We start from the raw sequence: 14,879 nt of genomic DNA, 5'->3' as shown, positions 1-14,879 counted from the left end.
GATTGAACCAAAGAACCTGCCGTCTAAGCGTGCTCGACGCTGAAGGCCAAGGTCGCCTCGATCGCCCGCTTCCAGCCCGCATACAGGCGCTCGCGCTCGGCTTCGAGCATCTGCGGTTCGAAACTGCGTTCGACCTGCCACTGCCGGGCGATCTGCTCGCGGCTTTCCCAGAACCCGACCGCCAATCCGGCGAGATAAGCAGCGCCGAGCGCAGTGGTCTCGCTGACTCTCGGGCGCTTCAGGGGCACGTCGAGAATATCGGCCTGGAACTGGGCAGTGAAATCGTTGGCGATGGCGCCGCCGTCGGCGCGCAGCGACTTCAGTTCGATGCCCGAATCGGCCTGCATCGCGCTGAGCACGTCGCGGGTCTGGTAGGCCAGCGATTCGAGCACGGCGCGGACGAAATGTTCCTTGCTGGTGCCGCGGGTGAGGCCGAACATCGCGCCGCGCACGTCGCTGCGCCAATACGGCGCGCCGAGGCCGACGAATGCCGGCACGAAGTAAACGCCTTCGGTCGAACGCGCGCGTTCGGCGTAGGCCTGCGAATCGCCGGCCTTGCCGAGCATGCGCAGGCCGTCGCGCAACCACTGCACCGCCGAACCGGCGACGAAGATGCTGCCTTCGAGCGCGTACTCGACCTTGCCGTCGATGCCCCACGCGATCGTGGTCAACAGGCCGTTGTCCGAACGCACCGCCTTCTCGCCCGTGTTCATCAGCAGGAAGCAGCCGGTGCCGTAGGTGTTCTTGGCCATGCCGGCCTCGAAGCAGGCCTGGCCGAACAGCGCGGCCTGCTGGTCGCCGGCGACGCCGCAGATCGGCACCGAGTTGTTGAAGAAATGCCGCGCGCCGGTGTGCGCGTAGATCTCGCTGCTGGAACGCACCTCCGGCAGCATGGCTGCCGGCACGTCGAGCATCTTCAGCAGCTCCGGGCACCACTGGCGCTTGTGGATGTCGTACATCAGGGTGCGCGAGGCGTTGCTGTAGTCGGTGACGTGGGCTTTGTTCTCCGACAGGTTCCAGATCAGCCAGGTGTCGATGGTGCCGAACAACAGGTCGCCGCGTTCGGCGCGTTCGCGCGCGCCTTCGACGTGATCGAGGATCCACTTGACCTTGGTGCCGGAGAAGTAGGCGTCGATCAGCAGGCCGGTGCGTTCGCGCACCAGCGTCTCGTAGCCGTCGGCCTTGAGCTGGTCGCAGATCGCCGCGGTCTGGCGCGATTGCCACACGATCGCGTTATGGATCGCCTGGCCGGTGTGCCGGTCCCACACCACCGTGGTCTCGCGCTGGTTGGTGATGCCGATGCCGGCGATCTGCGAGGCGCCGATCCGGGCCTTGGTCATCGCCTCGATGGCGGTGGTCTGCACGCTGGCGAGGATCTCGCGCGGGTCGTGCTCGACCCAGCCCGGGCGCGGGAAGATCTGCTCGAATTCGCGCTGGGCGACGCCGACCACCGCGCCGTTGCGATCGAACAGCATTGCGCGCGAGCTCGTCGTGCCTTGGTCGATGGCGAGGATGTAGGATTCGGTCATGGCGTTGATGAGGAGTGAGTGGAGAGGAATGAGAAGCCGCGAACCTAGTGCAGAGGAGTGAGAAGTGAGTCAGGGCGGGCTTTCGGCTGGTTGAAGACGATCGTTGTGCGAAGTGCGAAGTGCGAAGTGCGAAGTGCGAAGTGCGAAATGCGAAATGCGAAGGAACCCGGATGACGACGTGAGCCGCTCCTACTCACTCCTCACTTCTCCCCGCTCGCTCCTCGCGTCTCCCTAGCCGTAAACCGCCTGAAACCCGAACGCGCCGAGCAGCGCGCCGACGATCGGCGCCACGACCGGCACCCAGGCATAGCTCCAGTCGGAGCCGCCCTTGCCGGCGATCGGCAGCAGCGCGTGGGCGATGCGCGGGCCGAGGTCGCGCGCCGGGTTGATCGCGTAACCGGTCGGTCCGCCGAGGGACATGCCGACCACCACCACCAGCAGGCCGACGCCGAGCGGGCCCATGCCGGGCGCCAGCGTGTTGGCTCCGACCGCCAGTGCGCCGAAGGTCAGGGCGAAGGTGCCGATGACTTCGGTCAGGACGTTGGCCTTGGTGTCGCGCACCGCGGGCGCGGTGCAGAAGATCGCGAGCTTGGCGGCGGGGTCGTCGCTGATCCGCCAGTGGGCCAGATAGGCCAGCCAGACCAGCACCGCGCCGGCGAAGGCGCCGGCGATCTGCGCGGCGACATAGCCCGGCACCACCGCCCACGAGAGCTTGCCGATGCCCGCCAGGGCGATGGTCAGCGCGGGGTTCATGATCGCGCCGCTGGTCGGTCCGGCGATGAAGATGCCGATCAACACCGCCAGCCCCCAGGCCGCGGTGATCACGCCCCAGCCGGCGCCTTGCGCCTTCGACCGGTTGAGCAGGGCACCGGCCACCACGCCGTTGCCGAGCAGGATCAGCATGCAGGTGGCGATGAACTCGCTGAGGTATTGCGACATCGGTGTGACCATTGCGATGACTCTCCTGGGTGTCGCGTCGGTACGTCGGTGGCGTTATCGAGGGCGGCTACGGCGTTGCGAGTCGTGGCGATAGTTCGGTTAGGAGTGGTGGGCGGCCAACGGAAACGAAATTCCTTCCTTTCGTCATTCCCGCGAGGGCGGGAATCCATAGACTTCAGAGCCATGCTTCCGAGGAGCCCTGGAGGTTCGGCTTCGCCGAAATGAAAGCGGAGCCTGCCTTCTCGGGAATGACGATGGGGGGACGAGCGACTGAGCGCGCACTCCCGACAGTGCGTGGCGGCGCCCCGGCTCATGCGTCCTCCGCTGGTACATCCTCCGCGGGTACATCTATACCAGCCCGGCCAGCCAGACGTCGCGCAACATAACCCTGGAGTTGCATCGCACCCGCCGCATCGATGCGCAGCCCGAGCTTCGAGCGTCGCCACAGGACGTCCTCGGCGCTGCGCGCCCATTCGTAATCGACCAGGTAGTCGACCTCGGCGGTGTACAGGTCGGCGCCGAAGCATTCGCCCAGCTCTTCCAGATGCGAGCAGCTCTCGACGATGCGCAGCGCGCGGCTGCCGTAGTTGCGGCACAGGCGCAGGGCCAGGGCGTCGGGCAGCCACGGCCGGCGCAGGCTGAAGTCGGCGTGGAAGGCTTCGAAGTCGGCGCCGGGCAGGTCGCCCCCCGGCAGCGGCTCGGCACCGGTCCAGGCCGGGCGCGGCGCACCGAACAAGGGCGCGAGCCGGTCGCAGGCTTCCTCGGCGAGCTTGCGCGCGGTGGTCAGTTTGCCGCCGAACACGTTGAGCAAGGCCGCGCCTTCGCGGTCGAGGGTCAGCAGGTAGTCGCGGGTGATCTCCGAGGCGGCGTCGCTTTCGTCGTCGAGCAGCGGGCGCACCCCGCTATAGGTCCAGACCACGTCGCTCGCTTGGATGGCCCGCTTGAAATAGCGCGAGGCGGCCTCGCACAGGTACTGGGTTTCGGCCTCGTCGATGCGCGGCGCCGCGGGATCGGCGTGGTAGTCGACGTCGGTGGTGCCGATCAGGGTGTAGTCGTGTTCGTAAGGGATCGCGAACACGATGCGGCGATCGGGTTGTTGGAAGATGTAGGCGTGATCGTGTTCGAACAGCCGCGGCACGACGATGTGGCTGCCCTTGATCAAGCGCAGGTTGTGCCGATGCTTTACCTGTGCGACTTCGTCGAGGAAGCGCGCCGCCCACGGGCCGGTGGCATTGACCAGCGCGCGTGCGCGCACTCGCCGCGGCCCGCCGTCGGGACCGCGCAACTGCACCTCCCAGGCCTCGGCGCCGCGCTGCGCTGAGACGCAGGCGGTGCGGGTCAGCACGGTCGCGCCGCGTTCGGCCGCATCCATCGCGTTGAGCACTGCCAGCCGTGCGTCCTGCACCCAGGCGTCGGAGTAGGCGAAGCCGTGGACGAAGTCGTCGCGCAACGGGCGCCCGGTGATGTGTTTGCGCAGGTTGACCGAGCGCGAGCCCGGCAGGCCGCGTCCGCGCCGGCCGCCCAGGCGGTCGTACAGGAACAGGCCGATGCGGATCATCCAGGCCGGGCGCAGATGCGGTTGGTGCGGCAGGACGAAGCGCAGCGGCCAGATGATGTGCGGGGCCATGCGCAACAGGCGCTTGCGTTCGGCCAGGGCCTTGCCGACCAGGGCGAACTCGAACTGTTCGAGATAGCGCAGGCCGCCGTGGATCAGCTTGGTGCTGGCGCTGGAGGTGTGCGAGGCGATGTCGTCGCGTTCGCACAGCAGCACCGACAAGCCGCGGCCGGCGGCGTCGCGGGCGATGGCGACGCCGTTGATGCCGCCGCCGACGATCAATACATCGACGGCGGACAGCTCGTCGGCGGAAAGCCCGGTCTCGGACAGCACGGCATCGGGCTGAGTCGCGGCGGGCGCTGGGCGGTCGGGAGCGGATGCGGGTTCGGTCATGCGCTCTCGCGAATGCTGCGGGCCGCGGCGTCGACCCAGGACACGTCAGGATGATGGCATACGGCGACGAATCGATTGTGGCCGGGGTTCACATCAACGGCGGGTGACGGCAGTGTGGCGAAGCGCCCGTGCGAGGGGCAAAAAAACCCGGTGCGCGAGCACCGGGTGGAGTGTCCAAACCTCTGGAGAGAGAGCAGTCTTGCGGCGGCTTGCGGAAGATCGGCCGAGCTCAGTCGCGCAGTTCGGCGATGGGGCAGGGCAGTTCGAGCTGCGCCAGCACTGCGTCGGTGACCGCGCGGGTGCCGACGGCTTCGCCGGCCGGGGCGAGGTCGGCGGTCAGCACGCCGGCCTCGAGCACCGCCGCGACCGCCTGTTCGATGCAGTCGGCCTCCGCATCCAGGCCCAGCGAATGACGCAGCAACAGCGCCGCGCTGAGGATGGTGCCGCAGGGGTTGGCGATGCCGCGGCCGGCGATGTCGGGCGCCGAGCCGTGGATCGGTTCGTACAGGCCGACCTTGCCTTCGCCGAGCGAGGCCGACGGCAGCAGGCCCAGCGAACCGGCCAGCATCGAGGCCTCGTCGGTGAGGATGTCGCCGAACATGTTCTCGGTGACGATCACGTCGAACGCGCGCGGCTTGGCGATCAGGTGCATCGCCATCGAATCGACCAGTTGATGTTCGAGGGTGATGTCGGGAAATTCGTCGCGGGCGACGCGGGTGGCGACTTCGCGCCACAGCCGCGAGGTCTCCAGCACGTTGGCCTTGTCTACCGAGACCACGTGCTGGCGGCGGCCGCGCGCGAGCTGGCAGGCGCGGCGCACGACCCGCTCGATTTCCTCGACGCTGTACTCGCACAGGTCGCTGGCGCCGGTCTCGCTGCGTTGCTTCCGGCCGAAATAGATGCCGCCGGTGAGTTCGCGCACCACGATCATGTCGACGCCGGCCAGCAGGTGCGGCTTGATCGGCGAGGCACCGAGGGTGGCCGCGTGCGGCTGCACCGGGCGCAGGTTGGCGTACAGGCCCAGGCCCTTGCGCAGCGCCAGCAGGCCCTGCTCGGGGCGCACCTTCGCCTTCGGGTCCGACCACTTGGGGCCGCCGACCGCGCCGAGCAGCACCGCATCGGCGCGCTGGCAGGCGCTCAGGGTCGCGGCCGGCAGCGGCTCGCCGCTGGCGTCGATCGCGGCGCCGCCGATCAGGTGCTCGTCGAGGGTGAACTGATGGCCGTAGCGGCGGCCGACCGCGCGCAGCACTTCGACCGCGGCGGCGGTGACTTCCGGACCGATGCCGTCGCCCGGCAGAACGACGATGTCAGCGCGCATGTGGATTCTCCTGGCGGGGGTTCGGCGCCGTCGCGCGGCGCTGTTCGTACTGGTTGATGGTGTCGAGCTGGCGCAGCAGGTAACCGAGCTGGTCCACGCCTTCGATCAGGCAGGTCTGGGCGAAGGCGTCGAGCGGGAACTCGATGGCGCGGCCGTCGGGCAGGTGCAGGCGGCGCGTGCGCACGTCGATGCGCAGCTCGATGCCGGGCTGGTCCAGCAGTTCGTCCAGCAACTCCTGCGAGACCACGATCGGCAGCAGGCCGTTCTTGAGCGAGTTGCTGCGGAAGATGTCGGCGATCTCGCTGCTGACGACCGCGCGCAGGCCCAGGTCGGTCAGCGCCCACGGCGCGTGTTCGCGCGAGGAGCCGCAGCCGAAGTTGCGGCCGGCGACCAGGATCGCGGCGCCGGCGTTCTCGGGGCGGTTGAAGACGAAGTCCGGGTTCGGCGAGCCGTCCGGCAGCGCGCGCCAATCGTTGAAGGCGAAGCGGCCCAGGCCCTTGCGCTCGGTGGTGGTGAGAAAACGCGCGGGGATGATCTGGTCGGTGTCGATATTGCGTTCGCGCAGCACCACGGTGCGCGAGACCAGCTCGACGAAGCCGTCGTTCGGCTGCGCCGCGCGGGGGGGCGTGATGGCAGACTGGGACGCGGACATTACGCGACCTCCTTGACGGCGGTGAGATACGGACGCGGGTCGGTGACCTGGCCGGCGATCGCGCAGGCGGCGGCGGTCAGCGGCGAGGCCAGCAAGGTGCGCGAGCCCTTGCCCTGGCGGCCCTCGAAATTGCGGTTGCTGGTCGAGACCGCGAGCTGGCCGGGGCCGACCAGGTCGCCGTTCATGGCGATGCACATCGAACAGCCGGGCTCGCGCCATTCGGCGCCGGCCTCGCGCACGATGCGGTCGATGCCTTCGGCCTCGGCGTCGCGCTTGACCTGCTCCGAGCCCGGCACCACCAGCATGCGCACGCGCGGATGGATGTGGCGGCCGCGCAATACCTCGGCGGCTTCGCGCAGGTCCGACAGGCGCGAGTTGGTGCAGCTGCCCACGAAGACGACGTCGACCGGGCGGCCGGCCATCGCCGCGCCGCCGTCGAAGCCCATGTAGGCCAGGGCCTTGGCTTCGTCGGCATCGTTCGCCTGCGGCAGGTGCGCATCGATCGCCGCGACTTGGCCGGGATGGGTGCCCCAGGTCAGGGTCGGTTTGATCGCGCTCGCGTCGATGTGCACCTCGCGGTCGAACACCGCGCCGTCGTCGGTCTTGAAGGCGCTCCAGCGTTCGACCGCGCGCTCGAAGTCGGCGCCGCGCGGCGCGCGCGGGGTCGCGGCGAGGTAGTCGAAGGTGGTCTGGTCGGGTGCGATCAGGCCGGCGCGCGCGCCGGCTTCGATCGACATGTTGCACACGGTCATGCGCTGGTCCATCGACAGGGCGCGGATGGTCGAGCCGCGGTACTCGATGACCTGGCCGGTGCCGCCGTTGACGCCGATCTCGCCGATGACGTGCAGGATCAGGTCCTTGGCGCCGACGCCCGGCGCCAGTTCGCCTTCGATGTTGATCGCCAGGGTTTTGGGCTTGCGTTGCAGCAGGCACTGGGTGGCCAGTACGTGGCCGACCTCGCTGGTGCCGATGCCGAAGGCCAGCGCACCGAACGCGCCGTGGGTGGCGGTGTGGCTGTCGCCGCAGACGATGGTCATGCCGGGCTGAGTCAGGCCGAGCTCCGGCCCGATCACGTGGACGATGCCGCGGTAGGCGCTGTCGAAATCGAACAGCTCGACGCCATGGCGCGCGCAATTGCGGCGCAGGGTCTCGACCTGGCTCTCGGCCTCGGCGGTGAAATAGGGCAGGCGGCCGTCGGCGCCGGCCGGCAGGGTCGGGGTGGAGTGGTCGAGCGTGCCCTTGGTCAGGTCCGGGCGGCGCGGCGACAGCCCGCGCGATTCGAGTTCGGCGAACGCCTGCGGCGAGGTGACTTCGTGGATCAGGTGCAGGTCGATGTAGAGGACCGCGGGCACCGCATCGCTTTCGGGCGATACCAGGTGCGCGTCCCACAGTTTGTCGAACAGAGTGCTCGGAGGAGCCGAGGTGGTAGTCATGGAGTCCGGTGTTCTGTTTGGCTGCTATGGCTGGAGTGTTTTGTTGCTGCGCCGGAGTTCGGTTGGTTCACGCGCGTCCAATCTTTCTTGCCTCATCCAGGCGGGAAGAAGGCAATCCGCTCATGCCGTAGCCGTCAGCCGCTGCGGCGCCTGCTGGGTGCGGCGGATGCGATTGGCGACGTCGAGCCAGGCCAGCGCGCTGGCTTCGATGATGTCGGTGCTGGTGCCCGAGCCGGTCATCTCGACGCCGTCGATGCGCGCGGTCACGCTGGCCTGGCCCTGGGCGTCGTCGCCGGTGGTCACGCTCGACACGTTGTAGCTGTCGATGCGCAAGGCCACGCCGGTCGCGCGCGCGAGGGCGGCGAACAAGGCGTGCACCGGACCGTCTCCGATCGCCGCTTCGCTGACCGCGGCGCCATCGGGATCGAGCAACTGCACGCTCGCGGTCGGCAGGCTGCCGTCGGCGACGCCGGTGCTGACGTGCGCGCGCACCAGGCGATGGCCGCGGCCGGCCTTGGCGTCGGCGCCGAGCACCAGCGATTCGAGGTCGGCGTCGAACACTTCGCGCTTCTTCTCGGCCAGCGCCTTGAAACCGGCGAACACTGCGTTCAGACGCGCCTCGTCCAGGGTGAAGCCCAGGGTCTGCAAGCGATCGCTCAGCGCCGCGCGGCCGCTGTGGCGGCCCATCACCATCTGCGACTGGGCCCAGCCTACGTCTTCCGGATGCATGATCTCGTAGGTGCCGCGGTGCTTGAGCATGCCGTGCTGGTGGATGCCGGACTCGTGGGCGAAGGCGTTCTGGCCGACGATGGCCTTGTTGCGCTGGACCACCATGCCGGTGATGCGCGACAGCAGGCGCGAGGTCGGCACCAGCCGGCGCGTGTCGATGCGGGTGCCGACGTTGTAATAGGCGTTGCGCACGCGCAGCGCCATCACCAGTTCTTCCAGTGCGCAGTTGCCGGCGCGTTCGCCGATGCCGTTGATGGTGCATTCGACCTGGCGCGCGCCGCCTTCGATCGCGGCCAGGCTGTTGGCCACGGCCAGGCCCAGGTCGTTATGGCAGTGGGCGCTGAACACGGCGCGGTCGGCGTCGCGCACGTGGGTGCGCAGGTACTCGAACAGGCTGCGGATTTCGCTCGGGGTGGTGTAGCCGACGGTGTCGGGGATGTTGAGGGTGCGCGCGCCGGCGGCGACCGCGGCGCTGCAGATCTCGGCCAGGTAGTCGTGCTCGGTGCGCAGCGCGTCCTCGGCCGAGAACTCGACGTCGTCGACGTAGCGGCGCGCCTGTTCGACCGCGGCGATCGCGCGTTCGATCACCTGGGCCTTGTCCAGGTTGAGCTTGTGCTGGCGGTGCAGCGGGCTGGTCGAGATGAACACGTGGATGCGCGGCTTGGCCGCGCCTTCGAGCGCGCGCGCGCAGGCCTCGATGTCGCCGGGGTGGCAGCGCGCCAAGGTGGCGAGGGTGGAGCCGCGCACTTCGCGCACGATCGCGCGGGTGCCTTCCAGGTCGGCTTCCGAGCTGGCCGGAAAGCCGGCTTCGATGACGTCGACGCCCAGTTCGGACAGGGCATGGGCGAAACGGAGCTTCTGCGACGCGGTCATGCTGCAGCCGGGCGATTGTTCGCCGTCGCGCAGACTGGTGTCGAAGATGGTGACGTGTTCGGACGCGTCGCTGATCGGTGCTACCGGTCCGGGCGAGTCGTTCATGCGGGGAGTTCCTCTGTTGCAGCTGGAGTTCGGTTCGAATGCGGCGAAATGGAATGCGCGGCATCGGTGGCGGGGCGAGAGTCGGGGCCGCTCGGGCCCCGGCTAAGTCGCAACGCCGGAGGAAGATTGGCCAGCTGGTAAATGTCCGCCTCGATGGTTGCGGTCTCGCGACCGAGCGCTTCGCGAGCGCGACGGCGCGGGCGCCGCGGCGCGCGCGGGCGCACCTCCGACAGCAGTTGCGCGAGCACGCCGGCGTCCAGGTTGCCGCCGGAGACGACCGCGCATTTGCGCTTGCCGACGATGCGGCGGCCAGCGGCCAGGGCCAGGGCGCCGGCGCCCTCGGCGATGATGTGTTCTTCCAGGGCCAGGCGGACCAGGGTCTCGCGCAGTTCGGCCTCGCGCACGATGACGATGTCGTCGAGCATGCTGCTGAGTACGCGCTCGGTCAGCCGGCCCGGGTCCTTGACCCGCACGCCGTCGGCCAGGGTCGCGACCGGTTCGATCAGGCGGCGGTCGCCGTGCAGCGCGCGCGCCATCGAGTCGACGCCTTCGACCTGGGCGCCGATCACCCGGATGCGCCGCGCCGCGGGGGTACGCGCCAGCAGTTCGGATTTCAGCGCCAGGACTACGCCGGCGGCCAGGCCGCCGCCGCCGATCGGCACCATCACCACGTCGGGCGCGAACGCGGCCAATTCCAGGCCGACCGTGCCCTGGCCGGCGATCACGTCGGGATCGTCGAAGGCCGACAGCAGGCGGTAGTCGTGCTGGTCGGCCAGTTCGATCGCGAACGATTTCGCCTCGTCGTAGGTCTCGCCGTGCAGGCGTACGGTCGCGCCCCAGTGGGCGACGCCGGCGATCTTGGTCTGCGGCGCGCAGCGCGGCATCACCGTGATGACGTTGATGCCCAGGCGGTAAGCCGCCCAGGCCAGGCCTTGCGCATGGTTGCCGGCGGAGGCGGCGATCACGGTGCGGTGATCGCCGCGCTCGCGCGCCGCCAGCAGCGCGTTGAGGGCGCCGCGCACCTTGTAGGAGCCGGTGCGCTGCAGGTTCTCCAGCTTCAGCCAGCAACCGAAGCGCTCGGCGTGATGCAGCGGGGTGGGTTCCAGGTAATGCCGCAGCCGCGCCTGCGCCGCCAACAGATCGGCGGCGCTGACTTGGGCCAGGCTGGCTACGTCGCAGTCCACGGGCTCAGACCGGGGTCAGCCACGAGGCGTAGCGCGATTCTTCGCCCCGCACCACGCGCGCGTACAGGGCGGCCAGCTCGCGCGTGACCGGGTTGTCGCCGAACTCGCGGCGGTCGAGCACGGCGATCGCGGTGGCCTCGGCGGCGGTGCCGCAGACGAACACTTCGTCGGCGTCGAGCAGTTCGTGCAGGGTGACTTCGCGCGACTGCGCGCCCGACAGTTCGATCATGGTGTCGCGGGTGATGCCCGGCAGGGCGTCGCGATGATCGACCGAGGTGATCACGCCGTTCTTGACCATGAACACGTTGGCGCCGGTGCATTCGACGACGTAGCCCTTGTCGTCGGTGAACAGCGCCTCGTCGAAGCCGCGTTGCTTAGCTTCGCGCTTGGCCAGGATCGAGTTGACGTAGGCGCCGCTGAGCTTCAGCGCCGGCAGCGAGGTGGCCGGGTTGCGCTTCCACGGCGAGACGGTCAGGCGGGTGCGCGCGCCGCCCAGGTGCACGACCTTGGCCAGGGTGGCGATCATCAGGTGCTGGGTCAGCGGGTCGACGTCCAGGCCGATGCTGCCGGTGCCCATCCAGGTCAGCGGGCGGATGTAGGCGTCGCGATGGCCGTTGGCGCGCAGGGTCGCCAGGGTCGCCTCGCTCGCGCGTTCGACGTCGAAGTCGATGCCGAACATCTGTGCGCCCTTGCGCATGCGTTCCATGTGCTCGGGCAGGCGGAACACCGCCGCGCCGCCGTCGGCGGTGGCGTAGCTGCGGATGCCCTCGAACACCGCGGTGCCGTAGTGCATCGCGTGGGTGGTCAGCGGCGCTTCCGGGGTGTCGCCAGCGATGAACTCGCCGTCGAACCAAATGAGCGGTTGCTGCGAAGAAGCCGGGACTTGACTGCGAGCGCGGGACTCAGAGTTTTCAGCAGAGGTCGGCGCTCCGACTTCGGCACGAGGCACTTCGCTCCGAGCATGGGACTCAGAGCCACGAGCGGCGGTCGAACTAGCGACTTCAGCGCTCGGGACTTCGCTCCGCGCCAGCGCATAAGCCCGCTCGCGCATCGCCGCCGCAGCCTGTGCGGACGACTGCGTCTCGGCTTGCGCCGGACGCTCCAGAGTTTCGGTATTCAGGTGCATGGGGAAACCTCGACAGCAAGACAGTCGTACAGCTTGGCGAGTTGGCTCTGCAGGGCGGAGTCGGCGCGGTCGCCCTCCACCGTCATGCGCAGGTGCCAGCGATCGCCGTCGGGTTGCGCTTCGCCGTCCACCGACAGGGGACGGAAGCCGCGACGCTCGGCGGCGCCCAATACGCGAGCCAGCGCGCCTTCGGCCTGGCGCAGGGTCAGTTCAAGCTGGTATCGCATGGGCGTCCTCCTTTTCGGCGGTGGTGGGGGGCGTCAGGCTGACGATCGCGTCGGCGTCGTGGGCCTCGGGGTCGAGCATCTGGGCGTTGTTGTGGTTCGGCGGCACCAGCGGCCAGACGTTGGCGGCCTGGTCGATGGCCACGTGCAGCAGCACCGGGCCCGGGGTGTCGAGCATGTAGGCCAGCGCTTCGGCGACCGAGTCGGCGCGATCGACGTACATGGCCTTGACGCCGAACGCGCTGGCCAGGGCGCAGAAGTCCGGGTTGTCGGACAGGTCGATCTCGGAGTAGCGGCGTTCGAAGAACAGTTCCTGCCACTGCCGGACCATGCCCAGGGCCTGGTTGTCGAGCAGGACGATCTTGATCGGCAGGCGATAGCGCGCGGCGGTCGCCAGCTCTTGCACGTTCATCAGGAACGAGCCGTCGCCGCTGACGCAGATGACCTGCGGCTCAGGCTCGCCGTCGCGGCGCAGCGCCAGTTGCGCCCCGATCGCCGCGGGCAGGCCGAAGCCCATCGCGCCGAGGGCGCCGCTGGTCAGGTGCTTGCGCGGGTCGTCGAAGCGCCAATGCTGGGCGACCCACATCTGGTGCTGGCCGACATCGCAGCTCACCACCGCCTCCGGCGCCAGTTCCGACAGACGCTTCAGCAGCGACGGCGCGTACACGCTTTCGCCGGGCGCGTCGTAGCGCGGCGTGCAGTCGCGCTTGCGTTGCAGGCAGGTGTCGCGCCAACTGCGGCGCGCATTGCCGTTGCGGCCGCGCAGTTGCGCGGTGCACGGCGGAGTCAGCGCATCCAGCGCACGGCGCAGATCGCCGTTGACCGCGGCGTCGGCGTGGCGCAGCTTGCCGATCTCGCAGGCGTCAAGGTCCATGTGGACCACGCGCGCGTTCGGTGCGAACTCGGCCAGCTTGCCGGTGGCTCGGTCGTCGAAGCGCGCACCGACGACGATCAGCAGGTCGCATTCCTGCACCGACATGTTGGCGGCGCGGTTGCCGTGCATGCCGAGCATGCCCAGGTTCAAGGGATGCGCGTCCGGCAGGGCGCCCAGGCCCTTGAGAGTCAGCACCGCCGGAATCTGGCAGCCGTCGACGAAGGCGCGGAAGGATTCGACCGCATCGCCTAGGGCGATGCCGCCGCCGCCGTAGATCAGCGGCTTTTGCGCATGCGCGATCAGCGCCGCGGCTTCGTGATAGGCCGCATCCGGCGCCCTCGGCACCGGGTCGGTCGCCAGCGGCACATGCGGCGCCAGATGGCTGGCGTCGGCGTTCTGCACATCCTTGGGCAGATCGATCAACACCGGGCCCGGACGGCCCGAACGCGCCAGCCGGAACGCTTCGGCGACCATGCCCGGCAGATCATCCACCCGGCGCACGATGAAGCTGTGCTTGACGATCGGCATGGTCATGCCGAACACGTCGAGTTCCTGGAACGCGTCGGTGCCCATCAGCGAGGTCGCGACCTGGCCGGTGATGGCGACCATCGGCACCGAGTCCAGCATCGCGTCGGCGATGCCGGTGACCAGGTTCGACGCGCCCGGGCCGGACGTGGCTACGCATACACCGACTCGCCCGCTGGCACGGGCATAGCCGTTGGCCGCGAAAGCCGCGCCTTGCTCGTGACGGACCAGCACATGCTTGAGGTCCGACCCGTGCAGGGCATCGTAGAAAGGCATGATCGTGCCGCCCGGATAACCGAACAGCGTGTCCACGCCTTCTGCGGCCAGTGCTTGCACCAGCCAGCGGGCACCGTTCATCAGGCGGCCTCTTCCTGTCGTTCGCCACGGGGCGCGGCGGGAGCGGCGGCCGGCGCCTTGGGCGCGGTGTCCAGCCACTTCATGTTGGCGCGCAGCTTCTTGCCGACCGCTTCGATCGGATGGTCGAGATCGCCCTGCTTGAGCGCCTTGTAGTTGGCGTTGCCCGAGGCGTACTCGGCGATCCATTGGCGGGCGAAGGTGCCGTCCTGGATTTCCGCCAGCACCTTGCGCATCTGCGCCTTGGTGTTGTCGTCGACCACGTAGGCGCCGCGGGTCAGCGCGCCGTACTGCGCGGTCTCGCTGATGAACTCGTGCATGCGGGTCACGCCGCCTTCGTAGAACAGGTCGACGATCAGCTTCAGCTCGTGCAGGCACTCGTAGTAGGCCACTTCCGGCTGATAACCGGCCTCGACCAGGGTTTCCCAACCGGCCTGGACCAGCTTGGTCGCGCCGCCGCACAGCACCGCCTGTTCGCCGAACAGATCGGTCTCGGTCTCTTCCTTGAAGGTGGTCTTGATCGCGTTCTGGCGCGCGCCGCCGATGCCGCCGCAATAGGTCAGGGCGAATTCTTCGGCGCGACCGCTGGTGTCCTGGTGCACGGCGTAGACGCTCGGCACGCCGCGGCCGATTTCGTATTCGCGGCGGACCAGCGCGCCCGGGCCCTTCGGCGCGACCAGCACCACGTCGAGATCGGCGCGCGGGGCGATCTGGCCGTAGTGCACGTTGAAGCCGTGCGCGAACAGCAGGCAGGCGCCCTGGGCGATGTTGGGTTCGATCACGTCGCGGTAGAGCTGCGCCTGCACCATGTCCGGGGTCAGCACGGCGACGAGCTCGGCGCCGGCGACGGCTTCGGTCGGCGACTTGACGGTGAAGCCGTCGGCCTTGGCCTTGATCTCGGTCGGGCCGCCCGGGCGCAGGCCTACGGTGACGTCGAAGCCGGAGTCGCGCAGGTTCAGCGCATGGGCGCGGCCCTGGCTGCCGTAGCCGACGATGGCGATCTTGGGGCGGGAGGCGGTGCTGGTGGTCATGACGATCTCGTAAGGAGGAGTGAGCGGAGAGGAGC

12 protein-coding genes are annotated in these 14,879 nt (G+C 69.0%); all 12 read right to left on the bottom strand.

Going from position 1 to position 14,879, the window contains the following annotated elements:
* Window positions 1-23: 23 nt before the first annotated feature.
* The 12 genes from glpK to ilvC all read right to left on the bottom strand — a co-directional run bounded on the left by glpK (window position 24) and on the right by ilvC (window position 14,844).
* On the bottom strand, window positions 24-1,529 hold the full coding sequence (gene glpK, locus ACSAMQ_RS05940) for a glycerol kinase GlpK (protein ID WP_435394771.1): 1,506 nt from the start codon (window positions 1,527-1,529) through the stop codon (window positions 24-26).
* Window positions 1,530-1,760: 231 nt separating this feature from the next.
* Complete coding sequence (locus ACSAMQ_RS05935) at window positions 1,761-2,480, bottom strand: MIP/aquaporin family protein (protein WP_435394770.1); 720 nt, start codon at window positions 2,478-2,480, stop codon at window positions 1,761-1,763.
* Between the two features lie 298 nt (window positions 2,481-2,778).
* Window positions 2,779-4,416 carry a glycerol-3-phosphate dehydrogenase gene (glpD, locus tag ACSAMQ_RS05930; protein ID WP_435394769.1) on the bottom strand — a complete coding sequence of 546 codons (1,638 nt, stop codon included), beginning with the start codon at window positions 4,414-4,416 and terminating at the stop codon, window positions 2,779-2,781.
* 229 nt (window positions 4,417-4,645) lie between these two features.
* Window positions 4,646-5,734: a 3-isopropylmalate dehydrogenase gene (gene leuB / locus ACSAMQ_RS05925; RefSeq protein ID WP_435394768.1), complete on the bottom strand. Its 1,089-nt coding sequence runs from the start codon at window positions 5,732-5,734 to the stop codon at window positions 4,646-4,648.
* Window positions 5,724-6,386: a 3-isopropylmalate dehydratase small subunit gene (gene leuD / locus ACSAMQ_RS05920; protein ID WP_435394767.1), complete on the bottom strand. Its 663-nt coding sequence runs from the start codon at window positions 6,384-6,386 to the stop codon at window positions 5,724-5,726. The genes leuB and leuD overlap by 11 nt, the downstream gene beginning before the upstream one ends.
* On the bottom strand, window positions 6,386-7,819 hold the full coding sequence (gene leuC / locus ACSAMQ_RS05915; protein WP_435394766.1) for a 3-isopropylmalate dehydratase large subunit: 1,434 nt from the start codon (window positions 7,817-7,819) through the stop codon (window positions 6,386-6,388). Before leuC ends, leuD begins: the two co-directional genes overlap by 1 nt.
* 120 nt (window positions 7,820-7,939) lie before the next feature.
* Window positions 7,940-9,526 (bottom strand): 2-isopropylmalate synthase, encoded by a 1,587-nt coding sequence (locus ACSAMQ_RS05910; RefSeq protein WP_435394765.1) that lies wholly within the window; start codon window positions 9,524-9,526, stop codon window positions 7,940-7,942.
* The gene (locus tag ACSAMQ_RS05905; protein ID WP_435394764.1) at window positions 9,523-10,710 is read right to left on the bottom strand and encodes a threonine dehydratase; all 1,188 of its coding nucleotides are present in this window, start codon (window positions 10,708-10,710) and stop codon (window positions 9,523-9,525) included. Before ACSAMQ_RS05905 ends, ACSAMQ_RS05910 begins: the two co-directional genes overlap by 4 nt.
* A 4-nt stretch (window positions 10,711-10,714) precedes the next feature.
* A complete protein-coding gene (locus ACSAMQ_RS05900; protein ID WP_435394763.1) occupies window positions 10,715-11,503 on the bottom strand; it encodes an aminotransferase class IV in 789 nt (262 codons plus the stop codon).
* A gap of 323 nt (window positions 11,504-11,826) precedes the next feature.
* Window positions 11,827-12,063, bottom strand: coding sequence for an ACT domain-containing protein (locus ACSAMQ_RS05895; RefSeq protein WP_031370333.1), 237 nt, complete (start codon window positions 12,061-12,063; stop codon window positions 11,827-11,829).
* Window positions 12,047-13,816, bottom strand: coding sequence for an acetolactate synthase 2 catalytic subunit (gene ilvG, locus ACSAMQ_RS05890; RefSeq protein WP_435394762.1), 1,770 nt, complete (start codon window positions 13,814-13,816; stop codon window positions 12,047-12,049). The genes ACSAMQ_RS05895 and ilvG overlap by 17 nt, the downstream gene beginning before the upstream one ends.
* On the bottom strand, window positions 13,816-14,844 hold the full coding sequence (ilvC, locus tag ACSAMQ_RS05885) for a ketol-acid reductoisomerase (protein ID WP_435394761.1): 1,029 nt from the start codon (window positions 14,842-14,844) through the stop codon (window positions 13,816-13,818). Before ilvC ends, ilvG begins: the two co-directional genes overlap by 1 nt.
* Window positions 14,845-14,879 lie beyond the last annotated feature (35 nt).

Origin of the sequence: Lysobacter sp. 1R34A, assembly GCF_051217035.1 — a bacterium.
Taxonomy (GTDB): domain Bacteria; phylum Pseudomonadota; class Gammaproteobacteria; order Xanthomonadales; family Xanthomonadaceae; genus Lysobacter.
This window is presented reverse-complemented; position numbering and strand designations above follow the sequence as displayed.

What these genes read in the sequence shown, in the direction of transcription:
- glpK (WP_435394771.1), bottom strand. Translation starts at nt 1,529, where the DNA reads ATGACCGAATCCTACATCCTCGCCATCGACCAAGGCACGACGAGCTCG.
- ACSAMQ_RS05935 (WP_435394770.1), bottom strand. Translation starts at nt 2,480, where the DNA reads ATGGTCACACCGATGTCGCAATACCTCAGCGAGTTCATCGCCACCTGC.
- glpD (WP_435394769.1), bottom strand. Translation starts at nt 4,416, where the DNA reads ATGACCGAACCCGCATCCGCTCCCGACCGCCCAGCGCCCGCCGCGACT.
- leuB (WP_435394768.1), bottom strand. Translation starts at nt 5,734, where the DNA reads ATGCGCGCTGACATCGTCGTTCTGCCGGGCGACGGCATCGGTCCGGAA.
- leuD (WP_435394767.1), bottom strand. Translation starts at nt 6,386, where the DNA reads ATGTCCGCGTCCCAGTCTGCCATCACGCCCCCCCGCGCGGCGCAGCCG.
- leuC (WP_435394766.1), bottom strand. Translation starts at nt 7,819, where the DNA reads ATGACTACCACCTCGGCTCCTCCGAGCACTCTGTTCGACAAACTGTGG.
- ACSAMQ_RS05910 (WP_435394765.1), bottom strand. Translation starts at nt 9,526, where the DNA reads ATGAACGACTCGCCCGGACCGGTAGCACCGATCAGCGACGCGTCCGAA.
- ACSAMQ_RS05900 (WP_435394763.1), bottom strand. Translation starts at nt 11,503, where the DNA reads ATGCACTACGGCACCGCGGTGTTCGAGGGCATCCGCAGCTACGCCACC.
- ACSAMQ_RS05895 (WP_031370333.1), bottom strand. Translation starts at nt 12,063, where the DNA reads ATGCGATACCAGCTTGAACTGACCCTGCGCCAGGCCGAAGGCGCGCTG.
- ilvG (WP_435394762.1), bottom strand. Translation starts at nt 13,816, where the DNA reads ATGAACGGTGCCCGCTGGCTGGTGCAAGCACTGGCCGCAGAAGGCGTG.
- ilvC (WP_435394761.1), bottom strand. Translation starts at nt 14,844, where the DNA reads ATGACCACCAGCACCGCCTCCCGCCCCAAGATCGCCATCGTCGGCTAC.